We start from the raw sequence: 16,655 nt of genomic DNA on the forward strand, positions 1-16,655 counted from the left end.
ATGGGCGAACCGTCGCCCGACGGGCCGGGCAGCAGCGCGCCCGGCGGCACCGAACCCGCCCCCACCCCACTTCCACGCCCGACCGAAGGCGTCCCGCCCATCTCGGTGAGCGTGTACGAAATCGAGGCCGCGGCAGAGCGCCTGGACCGTGGGCGCGGGCCGTTCGCGGTGGACGCCGAGCGGGCGTCGGGTTTCCGCTACTCCAACCGGGCCTACCTGATCCAGATCCGCCGGGCGGGCTCCGGCACCGTGCTGATCGACCCGGTGAGCCACGGCCGCGACCCGCTGGAGGCGCTGCGGCCGGTGGCCGAGGTGCTGGGCACCGACGAATGGATCCTGCACTCGGCCGATCAGGACCTGCCCTGTTTGGCGGAGGTGGGCATGCGGCCGCCCGCGCTGTATGACACCGAGCTCGCGGGCCGCCTGGCCGGGTTCGAGCGCGTGAACCTGGCCACCATGGTCGAGCGGCTGCTGGGTTTCGGGCTGGCCAAGGGCCACGGCGCGGCGGACTGGTCCAAGCGCCCCCTGCCCGCCGAATGGCTCAACTACGCCGCGCTGGACGTGGAACTGCTCATCGAGCTGCGCGCGGCGATCGCGGAGGTCCTCGCCGGGCAGGGCAAAACCGATTGGGCCGCACAGGAATTCGACTACCTGCGGGACACGGGTTCGAAAGATCCGGGTGCCGCGGCGCGACGGGACCGGTGGCGACGAACGTCGGGAATCCATCGGGTGCGCGACAAGCGCGGCCTGGCCGCGGTGCGCGAATTGTGGTTGACGCGCGACCAGATCGCGCAGCGCCGCGACATCGCGCCGCGGCGCATCCTTCCGGACTCGGCCATCATCGACGCCGCGCTGGCCAACCCGACGACCGTCGAGGAACTGGTCGCCCTGCCCGTGTTCGGGGGGCGCAATCAACGCCGCAGCGCCGCGACGTGGCTGGCGGCGCTGGAGGCCGCGCGCCAGAACAAGAATCCGCCCGTGGACGCCGAACCGCCGAACGGGCCGCCGCCCCCCGCGCGGTGGAGCCGGCGCAAACCGGAGGCCGCCGCGCGGCTCGAGGCCGCGCGGGCGGCGCTGTCGGAGGTGTCCGAGCGGGTGCACGTCCCCACCGAGAACCTGGTCTCGCCGGACCTGGTGCGACGGCTGTGCTGGGACTGGGAGGCCGCGCCGGATCCGTTCGAGGCCGTCGAGGCGTTTCTGCGGGCCGGGCAGGCCCGGCCCTGGCAGCGGGAGTTGGTGGATCCCGTGCTGGCCCGGGCGCTGCAGGCGGAAGGCACCGAAAGCGCCGGTTAGTCGAGGTGCTCCCGGATCTCGGCTTCCGCCTCGCTGCTGCCCAGGGCGGCGACCCACCCGGTGATGCGGCGTGCCACGTCCTGATCCGTCAGGGCCAGGTCCGCCAGCAGCTCGCCCCGGGAGGCGTGCTCGTAGAACCGCTGCGGCAGCCCGACGTCGCGGCACGGAACGTCGATCTCGGCGCGGCGCAGGGCGGCCGACACCGCCGAGCCCACGCCGCCGTTGACCCCGTTGTCCTCGCAGGTGACGACCAGTTTGTGCCGCGCCGCCAGGTCGAGCAGGTTGTCCGAGACCGGCAGCACCCAGCGCGGGTCGATGACCGTGACGCCGATCCCCTGATCCTGCAGTCGCTTGGCCACCGCCAGCGCCATCCGCGCGAACGCGCCGACGCCCACCAGCAGCACGTCGTGGTTGCATCCGCCGGCCGGGACCGCGAGCACGTCGACACCCGAGATGCCGGAACCACGGCGCTCGATCGCCGGGATGTCCTCGCCCACATCACCTTTGGGGAAGCGCAGCGCCGTCGGCCCGTCGTCGACCTCGAGCGCCTCACCGAGTTCCTCGCGCAACCGGGTGGCGTCGCGGGGGGCGGCCGCCCGCATGCCGGGCACGATGCCCAGCATCGACAGGTCCCACATGCCGTTGTGGCTGGCGCCGTCGGATCCGGTGATCCCGGCCCGGTCCAGCACCATGGTGACGGGCAGCCGGTGCAGCGCCACGTCCATCATGATCTGGTCGAAGGCGCGGTTGAGGAACGTCGAATAGATGGCCACCACCGGGTGCATCCCGCCCATGGCCAGGCCGGCCGCCGACGTCATGGCGTGCTGCTCGGCGATGCCGACGTCGAACAGGCGATCGGGAAACTGCTGCCCGAACGGCGTCAGCCCGGTGGGGCCGGGCATGGCCGCGGTGATGGCGACGATGTCGCGGCGCTTGCGGGCGTAGCCGATGAGCGCATCGGAGAAGGTCGCCGTCCAGCCCGGGCCGGGGACGCTGGTCGCCTGGCCGGTAAGGGGATCGATCACCCCGCAGGAATGCATCTGCTCGGCTTCGTCGTCCTCGGCGGGCGCGTAGCCCATCCCCTTGCGGGTCACCACGTGCACGATCACCGGGCGCCCGAAGCCGCGGGCGTGGCGCAGCGCGGCCTCCACCGCGCGTTCGTCGTGGCCGTCGACGGGGCCCACGTACTTCAGCCCCAGGTCGGTGAACAGCAGCTGCGGTGACAACGAGTCCTTGATGCCGGCCTTGACGCTGTGCATCACCCGGTAGGCGAGCCGGCCGACCAGCGGCAGCGCCCGCAGCGCGTCGCGGCCCCTTTCCAGGGCCTGCTCGTAGACCGGTTGCAGCCGCAGCGTGGCGAGATGGTCGGCCACGCCGCCGATCGTCGGGGCGTAGCTGCGCCCGTTGTCGTTGACGACGATGATCACCGGGCGGCCCGACGCGGCGATGTTGTTCAGCGCCTCCCAGCACATGCCACCGGTCAGCGCCCCGTCGCCGACCACCGCGACCACGTGCCGGTTGCGGTGCCCGCTCAGCTCGAAGGCCTTGGCCAACCCGTCGGCGTAGGACAGCGCGGCGCTGGCATGGCTGGACTCCACCCAGTCGTGCTCGCTCTCGGCGCGCGACGGATACCCGGACAGCCCACCCTTTTTGCGCAGGGTTTGGAACTCGTGGGAACGTCCCGTCAGCATCTTGTGGACGTAGGCCTGATGGCCGGTGTCGAAGATGATCGGATCGTGCGGCGAGTCGAACACCCGATGCAGCGCGAGGGTCAGTTCGACCACGCCGAGATTGGGCCCGAGGTGTCCCCCGGTGGCAGCGACCTTGTGAATCAGGAACTCGCGAATCTCGGCGGCCAATTCGCGGAGCTGATGCGCAGAAAGGTGCTGCAGATCAGCGGGCCCGCGGATCTGTTCCAGCATCCCGTCAGTCTACGCAGCCACACGCGCAGGTTTGGTAGCGTCAATGCGCGGTGAGCCGGGAAGCCTGGTCGGCACTTCTACTTCCGACCCAGGAGCACGCCATGAGCATCGAGGCCGCCGCACCATCCACTCCCCGCGGACGTATCGTCGCAGTGTGCGTGCCGAGCAGATCGCCGAGGACTTCCCCGTCGTCAGCATCGACGCGGACGCGCTGGAAGCCGCCCGGATGCTGGCCGAGCACCGGCTGCCCGGGCTGTTGGTCACCGACGGTTCGGGGCGCCCCTACGCGGTGCTGCCCGCCTCCCAGGTCGTCCGCTTCATCGTGCCGCGATACGTGCAGGACGACCCGTCGCTGGCCGGCGTGCTCAACGAATCGACCGCCGACCGCTGCGCGGAAAAATTGAGCGGCAAGAAGGTGCGCGACGTGTTGCCCGACCACCTGGTCGACGTGCCCCCGGCCCACGCCGACGACACCATCATCGAAGTGGCCGCGCTCATGGCGCGACTGCGCAGCCCGCTCGTCGCGGTGGTCAAAGACGGCGGACTGGTCGGGGTGATCACGGCATCGCGGGTGCTCGCCGCCGCGCTGAAAACCTGATGCCCCAGGCACATCGATGAGCTTCATCGCGATCCTGGTCTTCGTGGTCGCCTATGTCCTGATCGCCAGCGACCGCGTCAACAAGACATTCGTGGCCCTCGCCGGCGCCGCGATCGTGGTCACCCTGCCGATCATCCGATCCGACGACGTCTTCTACTCACACGAAACCGGAATCGATTGGGACGTCATCTTTTTGCTGCTCGGCATGATGATCATCGTCAGCGTGCTGCGGCAGACCGGCGTGTTCGAGTACGTGGCGATCTGGTCGGCCAAACGCGCCCGCGGCTCGCCGTTGCGCGTCATGATCCTGCTGGCCCTGGTGACCGCGATCGCCTCAGCCCTGCTCGACAACGTCACCACCGTGTTGCTGGTCGCCCCGGTGACGCTGTTGGTGTGCGAACGACTGGCGATCAACGCGGCGCCCTTTTTGATGGCCGAGGTGTTCGCATCGAATGTCGGCGGCGCGGCAACGTTGGTGGGCGATCCGCCCAACATCATCATCGCCAGCAGGGCCGGTCTGACGTTCAACGACTTTCTCGTTCATCTGGCGCCGATCGTGGTCATCGTCCTCGGCGTCCTGATGGTGTTGTTGCCGCGCCTTTTTCCCGGGGCGTTCAGCGTCGACCCCGATCGGGTTGCCGACGTGATGTCGCTGGAGGAAAAGGAGGCCATCCGCGACCCCCGGCTGCTCGTCACGTGCGGGATCGTCTTGCTGGCGGTGTTCACCGCGTTCATCGCGCACTCGCCGCTGCATATGGAACCCTCCATGGTGGCGCTGCTGGGCGCCGGGATCCTGGTCGTGGCGTCACGACTCAAGCCGTCCGATTACCTGTCCAGCGTGGAGTGGGACACGCTGCTGTTCTTCGCCGGCCTGTTCATCATGGTCGGCGCGCTGGTGAAGACGGGAGTCGTCAAAGAGCTTGCCCGCGTGCTGATCTCCGCCAGCGGAGGAAACACCCTGGCCGCGACGATGATCATCCTGGTCGCGTCGGCCGTCATCAGCGGGGTCGTGGACAACGTCCCCTACGCCGCGACGATGGCGCCGGTGGTGGCCGACCTGGTGCCCGCCCTGACCGATCACGCCAACCCCGGCGCCCTGTGGTGGTCACTCGCGCTGGGCACGGACTTCGGCGGCAACCTGACCGCCATCGGCGCCAGCGCCAACATCGTCATGCTCGGGATCGCCCACCGCTCCGACAACCCCATCTCCTTCTGGGAATTCACCCGCAAGGGCGCGCTCGTCACCGCCGTCTCCATCGCGCTGGCCGCGCTGTATGTGTGGCTGCGGTATTTCGTGATGGCCTAGGCGCCGGACTAATCGCCACGTGTCAGCAGCGCGACGCATTCGACGTGGTGGGTCAACGGGAACGCGTCGAACACCTTGATCTTCTCGACGGCGTAGCCGTGGCCGAGATAGATACCGATATCGCGCGCGAAAGACGCTGCCTCACAACCGATGTGCACCACACGCGGGACACCGGCCGCGGCGAGCAGATCGATGATCTCGCGCCCGGCGCCCGCCCGCGGTGGGTCAAGCACCGCCACATCTGCTGTTGAGGCGCCTTCTCGCTGCGCCGCCAGCGCGCGGCGCACCGAGTCGGTGACGATCTGCACCTGGCTCAGATCGGCCAGCGCGCTCCGGGCGGCCCGCGTCGACCCGCGCGAGGTGTCCACGCTGAGCACCCGCCCCGAGGCCCCCACGGCCTCGCCGAGCGCGGCGGCGAAAACGCCTGCGCCACCGTAAAGATCCCAGGCGCTCATGCCGGTGCCGGCGGCCGCCCAGTCGGCGACCAGGGCGCTGTAGGTCGCTGCGGCGTCGCGGTGCGCCTGCCAAAAGGCGGTCACCGGCACCTGCCAGGTGCGCCCCGCCACCCGCTGCACCGCCTCGTAGCGGCCCTCCATCACCTTGGTCGCCGTGCGTCTGCCCTGCCGCAGGGTGCGCACCACGTGGCGCGCGCCGTCGTCGTCGACGGCCACGTGCAGCTGGGCGGCCGGCGGCCACTCGGTCTCGGCGATCCCGTCTAGCATGCCGTCGGGCAGCTGCGCGCAACGCAGGTCGGTCACCAAATCGTCGCTGTGGTAACGGTGAAAGCCCGGTCGATGGTCGGCGCCCACGTCGAGGCGGACGCGGGTGCGCCAGCCCGTGGGTCGCGACGACAGCGGTTCGGCCTCCCCGCTCCAGCGATGCCCACCGAGGCGCTCCAGCTGATTGGCCACCACCTCGGCCTTGAGCGCGCGCGCCACCTCGGGGGCGGCGAACGCCAGGTCGCAGCAGCCGGCGCCGCCGACCCCGGCGATCGGGCACAGCGACGCCGTGCGGCCGTCCGCCGGCTCGACGACCTCGACAACCTCCGCGTGCCAATAGGATCCGCGGTCCGCGGTCACCCGCACCCGCACCCGCTCACCGGGCAGCGCGTACCGGACGAACACCACCCGGCCTTCGTGGTGCGCCACGCAGCTGCCGCCGTTGGCCGGGGCGCCGGTGGTCAACGTCAGCTCCCCCACCGCGGGCGACACCCCGCGCGGTGGGCGGGTCGATTCGCGGGTCAATCGAAAATACCCCGACGAGCGTCGCCCGGCGCCACGTGCGGCTGCAACGTCTTGCGCCGTTCGGACGAACTCAGTTGCCACGGAACCGAAGTCACCATGACGCCGGGCATGAACAGCAGCCGCCCCTTGAGCCGCAGCGCGCTCTGATTGTGCAGCACCTGCTCCCACCAGTGCCCCACCACATACTCCGGGATGAACACCGTGACCACGGTGCGGGGCGACTCCTCCCGGGCCCGCTTGACGTATTCCAGTACGGGGCGGGTGATTTCGCGATACGGCGAGGCGATGACCTTGAGCGGAACGCTGATATCGCTCGCCTCCCACTTGCGCACCAGCTCGCGGGTTTCCGCGTCGTCGACGCTGACCGTCACCGCCTCGAGAACGTCGGGGCGGGTGGCCCTCGCGTAGGCCAGCGCGCGCCGCGTCGGCAGGTGCAGCTTCGACACCAGCACCACGGCGTGGTTGCGGCTGGGCAACACCGCGTCCTCCTCGTCCTCGGCCTGCTGCGCCAATTCGCGGTTCACGGTGTTGTAGTGCCGGTGGATCATCTTCATCATGCCGAACAGCAGGCTCATCGCGAACAGCGCGATCCACGCCCCGGCGACGAACTTGGTGACCAGCACCACCAGCAAAACCGCACCGGTGGAAAGCAATCCGACCGTGTTGACCACCCGCGAGCGCATCATCTTGCGCCGTACCCCGGGATCGGTCTCGGTGCGCAGCAACCGGGTCCAGTGCCGCACCATGCCGATCTGGCTCAGCGTGAACGAAATGAACACGCCCACGATGTACAGCTGAATCAACGCGGTGACCTCGCCGCGGAACGCCACGATCGCCAGCACGGCCACCCCGGACAGGAACAGGATTCCGTTGGAGAACGCCAACCGGTCTCCGCGGGTGTGCAATTGGCGCGGAAGGTAGCTGTGCTGGGCCAGGATCGAACCGAGCACCGGGAATCCGTTGAACGCGGTGTTGGCCGCGAGCACCAGGATGAGGGCGGTCACCGTGGCGATCAGCAGGAACCCGAGGTGAAAGCCGCCGAACACCGCCTGCGCCAGTTGGGTGACCAGGGTCTTTTGGTAGTACCCCTTCGGGGTTCCGCTCAGCTGGGTCGCGGGATCCTCGACGAGCTGAACGCCGATCTTCTGCGCCAGCACGATGATGCCCATCAGTAGCGTCACCGCGATTGCGCCCAACATCAGCAGGGTCGTGGCCGCGTTGCGCGACTTGGGTTTCTGAAACGCCGGCACCCCGTTGCTGATCGCCTCGACACCCGTAAGCGCCGCACACCCCGAGGAGAACGACCGCGCCACCAAGAACGCCAACGCGAAACCGACGACCTGGCCGTGTTCGGCGTGCATCTGGAAACCGGCGGACTCTGCCCGCAAGGGATCACCCAGCACGAAGATCCGGAACAGGCCCCAGCCGATCATGACGAGGACCCCGATGATGAACGCATACGTCGGGATGGCGAACGCCACCCCGGATTCGCGCACCCCGCGCAGGTTCAGCGCCATCACCAGCAGAATGGAGGCCACACAGAAGAACACCTTGTGTTCGGCCACGATCGGGATGGCCGAGCCGATGTTCGCCATCGCCGACGCCGTCGAAACCGCCACGGTCAGAACGTAATCCACCATCAGCGCGCTCGCCACGACGAGGCCCGCCGTCTCGCCCAGGTTGGTGGTGACCACCTCGTAGTCGCCGCCACCGGAGGGGTAGGCGTGGACGTTCTGCCGGTAGCTGGCCACCACCACCAACATGACCGCCGCCACGGCGAGCCCGATCCACGGCGTCAGCGCGTACGCCGAGACCCCCGCCACCGAGAGCATGAGGAAGACCTCCTCGGGCGCATACGCCACCGAGGACAACGCGTCGGAGGCGAACACCGGCAAGGCGATCCGCTTGGGCAACAGGGTGTGGCTGAGCCGGTCGCTGCGAAACGGCCGGCCGATAAGCAACCGACGAGTGGCGGTTGAAAGTTTGGACACGAGAGCCAAGAGTAAGCCCAGACGCCTCTGACGGTAGCGTTCGTGGACGAGAATGTTCGCCGACCGAAACGGCTTGCCCACGTGCGTTGCCGACGAAGGGCGCAGGACGCGGCCGAGAGGACCACAAGTGCGAGTAGTAGTGATGGGCTGCGGCCGTGTCGGCTCCTCGGTCGCCGACGGGCTGTCCCGCATCGGTCACGACGTGGCCGTCATCGACCGCGACAGCACGGCCTTCAACCGGCTCAGCCCCGAATACGCCGGCGAGCGGGTCCTGGGGCAGGGATTCGACCGAGATGTACTCCTGAGGGCCGGTATCGAAGAGGCGGACGCGTTCGCCGCGGTGTCCTCCGGTGACAACTCCAACATCATCTCCGCGCGCCTGGCACGGGAGACGTTCGGCGTCAAGCGGGTCGTGGCCCGCATCTACGACGCCAAGCGCGCCGAGGTCTACGAGCGCCTGGGCATCCCGACCATCGCGACCGTGCCCTGGACCACCGACCGCCTGCTCAATGCCCTGCTGCGGGAGACCGAGACGGCCAAGTGGCGCGACCCGACCGGCACGGTCGCCGTCTCCGAGGTCGTCCTGCACGAGGACTGGATCGGCCACCGGGTCACCGATCTCGAGCAGGCCACCGGCGCGCGGGTCGCCTTCCTGATCCGATTCGGGGCCGGCGTCCTGCCCGAGCCGAAGTCGGTGATCCAGGCCGGCGACCAGGTCTATGTCGCGGCGATATCCGGGCGCGCCGCCGAGGCGGTCGCCATCGCCGCGCTACCGCCGAGCGAAGACCTGTGATGAATACGGGACCGGCTGTGAGGGGACGGCGCATATGAAGGTAGCGGTTGCCGGTGCCGGTGCGGTCGGTCGCTCGGTCACGCGGGAACTCATTGGCAACGGCCACGACGTGACGTTGATCGAGCGCAACCCCGACCACGTCGACGTCGACGCCATCCCGGCCGCGCACTGGCGCCTGGGCGATGCGTGCGAGCTGACGCTGCTGGAATCGGTGCACATGCAGGAGTTCGACGTGGTGGTGGCCGCGACCGGCGATGACAAGGCCAACGTCGTGCTAAGCCTCTTGGCCAAAACCGAATTCGCGGTGCCCCGGGTGGTGGCCCGGGTCAATGACCCGCGCAACGAGTGGCTGTTCACCGACGCCTGGGGCGTCGACGTCGCGGTGTCGACACCGCGCATGCTGGCGTCGCTCATCGAGGAGGCCGTCGCCGTCGGCGATCTGGTGCGGCTGATGGAGTTCCGCAAGGGGCAGGCCAACCTCGTCGAGATCACGCTGCCCGATGACACGCCCTGGGGCGGCAAGCCGGTGCGCAAACTGCAGCTGCCGCGCGACACCTCGCTGGTGACGATCCTGCGCGGCCCGCGGGTCATCGTGCCCGAGGAGGACGAGCCGCTCGAAGGCGGCGACGAGCTGCTGTTCGTCGCCGTCGCCGAGGCCGAAGAGGACCTGCAGAAGCTGCTGTTGGGCTAGTCGCCGACGCTACGGGGTGCCAGCTCGGCGCCCGCCGCGATGGCCCGTTGCGCCGACTTGATCGCCGCGTAGGTCGCCAGCGCGGCCAGCACGGTCAGTGGCCAGCCCATCCCGATCCGCGCGGCCGCCAGCCACCCGGTCCGATCGGCGTCGTAGAGCAGCCCCTGGACCACGAAGCGGGAGGTGAACACCAGCACCCAGCCCAGTGAGGCGATGTCGAACGCAAGGACGGCCTTTGGAACGCTGCGCCAGCCGTCCCCGCGGCCGGTGGCCCAGCTCCACGCGTAGCCCACCAGCGGCCGGCGGATCGCCACCGACGCCGCGACCACCACCGCCCACACCAGCGACATCCAGATGCCCAGCAGGAAATAGCCCTTGGACTCCCCCAGCACGTAGGCGATCAGCGCGCACAGCGCCACGCCGAAGAACCCGGACAACGCCGGTTGTGGGGAATCCCGCCGGATCAGCCGCCACAGCAAGACCAGCGCGGCCACCCCCAGCGCGGCCGCGATCGCCGGGACCAGTCCCGACACGCTCGAGACGATCACGAAGACGACCACCGGGAGCGACGAGTAGATGACGCCACTGACGCCGCCCGCCTGCGCCAGCAGGCGCTCGGGGCTGATGCGACTAGTGGTTTGTTCCGATGAGCCCGGCTCCCGGGCGGGCGGGGTGGCCCCGCCCAATCCTTCCGGGACGGTCACCGTTGAATTTCGTAGTGCGGGTTGTAGATCGCCTTGGTTCCGTTCTCGAGCTTGCCGAGGCGGCCCCGCACGCGCAGGGTGCGGCCCGAGTCGATGCCCGGGATGCGGCGCTGGCCCAGCCACACGAGCGTGACGGTGTCGCTGCCGTCGAACAATTCCGCGCGAACCCCGCCGGCGCAGGCCCTGCCGTTGCATTCCACGCTGCGTAGCGTGCCAACCATCGTGACCTCCTGGCCACGCTCGCAATCGATAGCCCGTTGCGCGCCGGTGCTGGCGACTTCGTCGGACAGTTCCTCAGAGTCGCGTTGCTCCGGATCCTCCGTCAACCGACGGGTCAGCCGGCGCAGATACCCTTGGGCCCCCATGGCCACTCCTGACGATAAAAGCTTCGATGCTTCCCTCTATGCCAACGGACACCGTAGACCTCTTGGTTCCCCAGCGCCAACCGACTCAAACGTGATGTTGGACCGCAGGTCAACGCCGTGCACTATCGAGGGGTGGTGGTCGATCTGAACGGTGTGACGACGGTGTTATTGCCCGGAACCGGCTCCGACGACGACTACGTTCAGCGGGCGTTTTCGGGCCCGCTGGCCCACGTCGGCGCGGTATTGATGAACCCGCCGCCGCGTCCCGACCGGCTGATCGACGGCTACCTGGCGGCGCTGGATGCCGCGGCGTGCGAAGGTCCGATCGCCGTCGGCGGCGTGTCGATCGGCGCGGCGGTCGCGGCGGCCTGGGCGCTGGCCCATCCGGACCGGACGGTCGCGGTGCTGGCCGCGCTGCCGGCGTGGGCGGGGGCGCCCGGTGAGGCGCCGGCCGCCCTCGCGGCGCGGTACTCGGCCTCCCGGCTGCGCGCCGACGGCCTGGCGGCGACGACGACCCAGATGCGGGCGTCCAGCCCCCCGTGGCTGGCCGACGAGCTGACCCGCTCGTGGGGCGCCCAGTGGCCGCACCTTCCGGACGCCATGGAGGAGGCGGCCGACTACGTCGCGCCGAGCTGCGACGAGCTGGCCGGGCTGGCCGCGCCGCTGGCGGTGGCGGCCGCGGTCGACGATCCGATCCATCCGCTGCAGGCCGGCCTCGACTGGGTCGCCGCGGCGCCGCGCGCGGCGCTGCGCACGGTGACGCTGGATCAGATCGGCGCGGATCCCGCCGCCCTGGGCGCGGCCTGCCTGGCGGCGCTGGCCGAGCTGGGCTAGCCGGGGTCTCAGCCGCCGGTGGTGGTGCGCAGCTGTTGCATCGCCGACCCGTCGGCGCTGCGGCGCGCGGCCGGCTGGTCGGCGGGGGCCTGCTGGTCCTCGGATTGCTGCGCATCCGCTTGTTGGGCGGCCTGTTGCGCCGCGGCGGCTTCGCGCAGCTGTTGCGCCATCGGCTCGGGCAGCTGCACGGCCAGCGGTGTGCGCACCGGCAGGGGCGTGTCGCCGCGCCGAACCACGGTGTCGGCCAACGCCGCTCGCGCCTCCTGCTCGAGCGCCTCCATCGTCTCGTGGGCGCCGTTGATGACGCAGCGGATCATCCAGCGGTAGCCGTCGACGCCGATGAAGCGCACCACGCCGGTGGCGGTGCCGACCACCTCGCGCCCCCACGGCCCGTCCTTGATGCTGACCTGGGCGGAGTCGTTGCGCAGCGACTCGGCGAGCTCGCCGGCCACCTCACGCCACAGCCCACCCGTCTTGGGCGCCGCGTAGGCGGCGATGGTGAAACGACCGTTGGGCGTGACGACCCAGACCGCGCTCGGGACACCGGTTTCGGTCAACTCGACCTGCAGCTGGCCGGCCTCGGGCATGGGGATCAGCACCGAGCCCAGGTCGAGCCGGGCCAGCTCGGCGACGGCGGGATCGTCGAAGTCCTCGATGTCGAACGGGCCCTCGAGTTCCTCGGCAGCGGGCTCGTCGGCGCCCGGCGTCACGGCCTCGTCCGCCCGGGCGTCCGCGGCCGAAGCGCTGTCGTCCTTGCGTGAGCGTTTACCGAATGCAGCCATCAGCGCCGCTCCTTTTCATCGCTTCGCCCTGCTCGCCGGCGCATCACAGACTCGCGTGTCCGCCGGAGGAACCGTGACCACCGTCGCCACGGGACGTTTCGGCCAGCCCGGCCTCGTCGAACGACGACACCTCGACCAGCTCCACCAACTCGACCCGCTGCACCAGCAGCTGGGCGATGCGGTCGCCGCGATGCACCACGATCGGCTCGGTCGGATCGAGGTTGATCAGCGCGACCTTGATCTCGCCGCGGTAGCCCGCGTCGATGGTGCCGGGACTGTTGACGATCGAAAGCCCAACGCGCGCAGCCAATCCCGACCGAGGATGGACCAGCCCGACCATGCCGAACGGGATGGCGACCGCCACGCCCGTGCGCACCAGGGCGCGCCGCCCGGGCTCGAGCTTGACGTCCTCGGCGCTGTAGAGATCGATCCCGGCGTCGCCTTCGTGGGCGCGGGCGGGCAGCGGAAGCTCGGGGTCAAGGCGGACGATGGCCAGACTGGTCGACACGGGGCCACAGACTACCCTTGACTGCGTGTCCGATACCCGCGTCGCGCCGCACAACGTGCGGTATCGCGAACGATTGTGGGTTCCGTGGTGGTGGTGGCCACCGGCCCTCGCGCTCGCCGGCATCCTCGCGTTCGAGTTCAACATGGGCGTCACCCGCCACTCCTCGTGGTGGCCGTACGCGGCACTGTTCGCGGTGGCGGCCGCGGCACTGTTGTGGCTGGGGCGCGTCGAGATCCGGGTCACCGCCAACCCGTCCGCGCCGGGGGAAGTGGAACTGTGGGCGGGCCCCGCGCACCTGCCGGTCACCGCGATCGCCCGGTCCGCACAGGTAGCGCCCTCGGCCAAATCCGCCGCGTTGGGCCGCCAGCTCGACCCGGCGGCCTACGTGCTGCACAGGGCGTGGGTGGCGCCGATGATCCTGATCGTCCTCGACGACCCGGACGACCCGACGCCGTACTGGCTGGTGAGTTGCCGTCACCCGGAACGGGTGCTGTCGGCCCTGACAACGTAGCGGCAGCTATCAGGCCGCGCAGTCGGTACAGATCATCACGCCGTTCTTCTCGCTGGCCAGCCGACTGCGGTGTTGCACCAGAAAGCAACTCGAGCAGGTGAACTCGTCAGCCTGCTTCGGAACGACACGGACCGAAAGTTCTTCACCGGACAGGTCGGCGCCGGGCAGTTCGAAATTCTCAGCGGATTCAGATTCGTCGACATCGACGACGGCCGAAGCCGCCTCGTTCCGTCGCGCTTTGAGCTCCTCCAGCGAGTCCTCCGAAACGTCGTCCGTCTCGGTGCGCCGTGGAGCGTCATAATCGGTAGGCATATCTATTCCCCTGCCCTATTGCCTCTGCTTGCCTCTGCATGCCCTCGTAAATCTCAAGCATCGCTTTGTACCAGCGTCGAACGCATCCACCAAATGATTCGTGCCCGTATCGCGGCCCATTAAGGTGTGATTTACCTCACACACCCATTTTCACCCTTGCGCTCGCTTCTGAACAGTGGGTTTGGGGTGCGACTAGAGTGCAGCTGTGGTCACGCAAATCACCGAGGGTACAGCTTTTGACAAGCATGGTCGGCCCTTCCGGCGGCGCAACCCCAAGCCCGCGATCGTCGTGGTGATTTTGCTCGCAGTGGCCACCGCGGTCGTCTGGACCGTGGCGCTGACCCGGCCCGCCAAGGTGCACGAGGCGGTGGTGTGCAATCCCCCGCCGCAGGCGACCGGTTCGGCGTCGGCGCAGCTCGGTGAGCAGGTGTCGCGCAGCGCCATGATGGACGTCGCGCCCGCCAAACTCGCCGACACCAAGGTCCGCGTCCTCAACGCCAGCGGCCGGGGCGGGCAGGCCGGCGACGTCGCCGGGGCGATGAAAGACCTCGGCTTCGCGCAGCCGACCGCCGCCAACGACCCGCTCTACGCCGGCACCCGGCTCGCCTGCCAAGGCCAAATCCGTTTCGGCACCGCCGGACAGGCCACCGCCGCGGCGGTGTGGCTGGTGGCGCCGTGCACCGAACTGTTCAACGACAGCCGCGCCGACGACTCCGTCGACCTCGCCTTGGGAACCGACTTCAGCGCGTTGGCCCACAACGACGACATCGACGCCGTGCTCGCCACCCTGCGGCCCGGCGCGACCGAGCCGTCAGATCCCACGCTGCTGGCCAAGATTCACGCCAGCAGCTGCTGAGGCGCTCAATCCAGGATCGGATCCAGGCCGTTGAACCGCTCCAGGACGGCCAGCAGCTCGTCGGCGATCCCGGGGGCGGCGGCCAGCACCAATCCCGCCCCGGTGGCGTCGTGCGCCGGCAGCACCACCCGGGCCCCCGCCTCGGTGGCGATCAGCGCGCCCGCGGCGCGGTCCCACACCTTCAGGCCGTGCTCGTAGTAGGCGTCCAGCCGGCCCGAGGCCACCATGCACAGATCCAGCGCCGCCGAGCCGATGCGGCGAACGTCGCGGACCACCGGCAGCATGCGCGCCAACAACGCCGCCTGCGCCGCGCGGCGCTGCCGCGAATAGCCGAAACCGGTGCCCAGCAACGCCATTGACACGTCCTCGACCGCCGCGCACTGCAAGGGCTGAGTCCCTTGGCCGTCGCTGACGTGCGCGCCGAGGCCGCTGGCCGCCGAGTACACCCGGTCGGCGACGACGTCGGCGACCGCCCCGGCCACCGACTCGCCGTTGACCTGCGCGGCGACCGACACCGCGTAGGCGGGAACGCCGTAAACGAAATTCACTGTGCCGTCGATGGGATCGAGCACCCAGGTCACCGATCCGGGCGGGGTGCCCGCCGGGTCGGTCGGTCCGCCGCCCTCCTCGCCGAGAATGGGGTCCCCAGGCCGCAATTCGGCCAGCCGGTCCCGCAACAGGCGCTCGGTCTCGGTGTCGACCACCGTCACCGGATCGGTCGGGGTGCTCTTGGTCCGCACCGCGCCGCTGTCGGGGCCTGTCACGCCGGCCGGCTCGGCGCCGAATACCTCGGCGCGCCGGCGCCGCACGAACGCGGCGGCCTCCGTGGCCACGGTTTCGGCCACTGAACGCAGCCGCACGAGCTCGTCATCGGATTGGATCACCGGTCTATCGCATCACAGTCGGCGCGGGCGCGCAGACACCGCGGGCTGCCGGCGTCGCGGCGTTAAGGTGAGCGGACAGCCCCGTCACGCCGAGGAGATTCGATGACCAGCACCGACTCGACCACGGACACGCCCGGCGCAGCACCGGCCGACGGCACACATGAACGCCGCGGCTTCGGCATCGACGTCGGCGGCAGCGGCATCAAGGGCGGCATCGTCGACATGGACACGGGGTTGTTGATCGGCGAACGGGTCAAACTGCTGACCCCGCAACCCGCGACGCCGTCGGCGGTCGCCAAGACCATCGCCGCGGTCGTCAACGAATTCGGGTGGACCGGGCCCCTCGGCGTGACCTACCCCGGGGTGGTCACGCACGGTGTGGTGCAAACCGCCGCCAACGTGGACAAGTCCTGGATCGGGGTCAACGCCCGCGACATCATCAGCGCCGAGCTGGACGGTCAGGACGTGACGGTCCTCAACGATGCCGACGCGGCCGGGCTGGCCGAGGAGCACTACGGGGCGGGCAGGAATCAGACGGGCCTGGTGATTCTCTTGACGTTCGGCACCGGTATCGGCTCGGCGGTCATCCACAACGGCACGCTGATCCCCAACACCGAATTCGGGCACTTGGAGGTCGGCGGCAAGGAAGCCGAGAAACAAGCCGCCTCCTCGGTGAAGGAAAAGAAGGGCTGGTCCTACGAAAAATGGACCAAACACGTCACCGAGGTGCTGGTGAGCATCGAGAACGCGATGTGGCCGGACCTGTTCATCGCCGGGGGCGGGATCAGCCGCAAGGCCGACAAGTGGCTGCCGCTGCTCGAAAACCGCACCCCGGTGGTGGCCGCGGCCCTGCTCAACACGGCCGGGATCGTCGGCGCGGCGATGGCCGCCACCTCGGACGTGACCCACTGAATTTCGCCCGGCACAGCTGTAGTACCGCGCACTGTCGTTACAATGGTCTTCGGCGAACGCCCAACCGATAGCGTGCGACTACGCACGCTGATACCAACGCCGACATCGACATAGCAGACACTTTCGGTTAACCATGCCCAATACCCACC

At 69.5% G+C, this 16,655-nt stretch carries 18 protein-coding genes; 9 read left to right on the forward strand and 9 right to left on the reverse strand.

Annotated elements, in window-relative coordinates:
- Complete coding sequence (locus OCQ_RS17165) at nt 1–1,293, forward strand: ribonuclease D (RefSeq protein WP_008258516.1); 1,293 nt, start codon at nt 1–3, stop codon at nt 1,291–1,293.
- On the opposite strand, the gene dxs is transcribed toward OCQ_RS17165, so the two are convergent.
- On the reverse strand, nt 1,290–3,215 hold the full coding sequence (gene dxs / locus OCQ_RS17170) for a 1-deoxy-D-xylulose-5-phosphate synthase (RefSeq protein WP_008258517.1): 1,926 nt from the start codon (nt 3,213–3,215) through the stop codon (nt 1,290–1,292). The genes OCQ_RS17165 and dxs overlap by 4 nt on opposite strands.
- A 154-nt stretch (nt 3,216–3,369) precedes the next feature.
- Between dxs and OCQ_RS17175 the strand changes: the two genes are divergently transcribed.
- Nucleotides 3,370–3,813 (forward strand): CBS domain-containing protein, encoded by a 444-nt coding sequence (locus OCQ_RS17175; protein WP_008258518.1) that lies wholly within the window; start codon nt 3,370–3,372, stop codon nt 3,811–3,813.
- 16 nt (nt 3,814–3,829) lie between these two features.
- Nucleotides 3,830–5,119 carry an ArsB/NhaD family transporter gene (locus OCQ_RS17180; RefSeq protein WP_014385373.1) on the forward strand — a complete coding sequence of 430 codons (1,290 nt, stop codon included), beginning with the start codon at nt 3,830–3,832 and terminating at the stop codon, nt 5,117–5,119.
- An 8-nt stretch (nt 5,120–5,127) separates the two neighbouring features.
- Here the strand turns inward: OCQ_RS17180 and OCQ_RS17185 are convergent, their stop codons facing one another.
- Nucleotides 5,128–6,330: a class I SAM-dependent RNA methyltransferase gene (locus OCQ_RS17185; RefSeq protein ID WP_008258521.1), complete on the reverse strand. Its 1,203-nt coding sequence runs from the start codon at nt 6,328–6,330 to the stop codon at nt 5,128–5,130.
- A gap of 29 nt (nt 6,331–6,359) precedes the next feature.
- On the reverse strand, nt 6,360–8,354 hold the full coding sequence (locus OCQ_RS17190) for an APC family permease (RefSeq protein WP_009955810.1): 1,995 nt from the start codon (nt 8,352–8,354) through the stop codon (nt 6,360–6,362).
- A 127-nt stretch (nt 8,355–8,481) separates the two neighbouring features.
- On the opposite strand from OCQ_RS17190, the gene OCQ_RS17195 reads away from it, so the two are divergent.
- Together OCQ_RS17195 and OCQ_RS17200 are read left to right on the forward strand one after the other, a co-directional pair.
- On the forward strand, nt 8,482–9,147 hold the full coding sequence (locus OCQ_RS17195; protein WP_008258523.1) for a potassium channel family protein: 666 nt from the start codon (nt 8,482–8,484) through the stop codon (nt 9,145–9,147).
- 34 nt (nt 9,148–9,181) lie between these two features.
- Nucleotides 9,182–9,838: a potassium channel family protein gene (locus tag OCQ_RS17200; protein WP_008258524.1), complete on the forward strand. Its 657-nt coding sequence runs from the start codon at nt 9,182–9,184 to the stop codon at nt 9,836–9,838.
- Here the strand turns inward: OCQ_RS17200 and OCQ_RS17205 are convergent.
- Together OCQ_RS17205 and OCQ_RS17210 are read right to left on the reverse strand one after the other, a co-directional pair.
- Complete coding sequence (locus tag OCQ_RS17205) at nt 9,835–10,524, reverse strand: DUF3159 domain-containing protein (RefSeq protein WP_043955794.1); 690 nt, start codon at nt 10,522–10,524, stop codon at nt 9,835–9,837. The two genes, OCQ_RS17200 and OCQ_RS17205, sit on opposite strands and share 4 nt — an antisense overlap.
- A 14-nt stretch (nt 10,525–10,538) precedes the next feature.
- On the reverse strand, nt 10,539–10,907 hold the full coding sequence (locus OCQ_RS17210; protein WP_003875251.1) for an OB-fold nucleic acid binding domain-containing protein: 369 nt from the start codon (nt 10,905–10,907) through the stop codon (nt 10,539–10,541).
- Nucleotides 10,908–11,039: 132 nt separating this feature from the next.
- Here OCQ_RS17210 and OCQ_RS17215 point away from each other — a divergent pair, with 132 nt between their 5' ends.
- Nucleotides 11,040–11,741, forward strand: coding sequence for a hypothetical protein (locus OCQ_RS17215; RefSeq protein WP_014385375.1), 702 nt, complete (start codon nt 11,040–11,042; stop codon nt 11,739–11,741).
- A gap of 8 nt (nt 11,742–11,749) precedes the next feature.
- Here the strand turns inward: OCQ_RS17215 and OCQ_RS17220 are convergent, their stop codons facing one another.
- Complete coding sequence (locus OCQ_RS17220; RefSeq protein WP_008258541.1) at nt 11,750–12,523, reverse strand: DUF3710 domain-containing protein; 774 nt, start codon at nt 12,521–12,523, stop codon at nt 11,750–11,752.
- A 43-nt stretch (nt 12,524–12,566) separates the two neighbouring features.
- On the reverse strand, nt 12,567–13,031 hold the full coding sequence (gene dut, locus OCQ_RS17225) for a dUTP diphosphatase (RefSeq protein WP_014385376.1): 465 nt from the start codon (nt 13,029–13,031) through the stop codon (nt 12,567–12,569).
- Between the two features lie 25 nt (nt 13,032–13,056).
- Between dut and OCQ_RS17230 the strand changes: the two genes are divergently transcribed.
- Entirely contained in the window at nt 13,057–13,542 is a 486-nt protein-coding gene (locus OCQ_RS17230) for a DUF3093 domain-containing protein (RefSeq protein WP_009955729.1), read from the forward strand.
- Between the two features lie 9 nt (nt 13,543–13,551).
- Here the strand turns inward: OCQ_RS17230 and OCQ_RS17235 are convergent, their stop codons facing one another.
- Entirely contained in the window at nt 13,552–13,854 is a 303-nt protein-coding gene (locus OCQ_RS17235) for a DUF4193 domain-containing protein (RefSeq protein ID WP_008258544.1), read from the reverse strand.
- Nucleotides 13,855–14,059: 205 nt separating this feature from the next.
- On the opposite strand from OCQ_RS17235, the gene cei reads away from it, so the two are divergent.
- Nucleotides 14,060–14,710, forward strand: a complete 651-nt coding sequence (gene cei / locus OCQ_RS17240) for an envelope integrity protein Cei (RefSeq protein ID WP_008258545.1) — start codon at nt 14,060–14,062, stop codon at nt 14,708–14,710.
- 5 nt (nt 14,711–14,715) lie between these two features.
- Here cei and OCQ_RS17245 read toward each other — a convergent pair whose 3' ends face one another.
- Nucleotides 14,716–15,594: an inositol monophosphatase family protein gene (locus OCQ_RS17245; RefSeq protein ID WP_014385377.1), complete on the reverse strand. Its 879-nt coding sequence runs from the start codon at nt 15,592–15,594 to the stop codon at nt 14,716–14,718.
- Between the two features lie 102 nt (nt 15,595–15,696).
- Between OCQ_RS17245 and ppgK the strand changes: the two genes are divergently transcribed.
- Nucleotides 15,697–16,506, forward strand: coding sequence for a polyphosphate--glucose phosphotransferase (gene ppgK, locus OCQ_RS17250; protein ID WP_008258547.1), 810 nt, complete (start codon nt 15,697–15,699; stop codon nt 16,504–16,506).
- Nucleotides 16,507–16,655: the final 149 nt, after the last annotated feature.

The organism is Mycobacterium paraintracellulare (assembly GCF_000276825.1).
GTDB classification, from domain to species: domain Bacteria; phylum Actinomycetota; class Actinomycetes; order Mycobacteriales; family Mycobacteriaceae; genus Mycobacterium; species Mycobacterium intracellulare.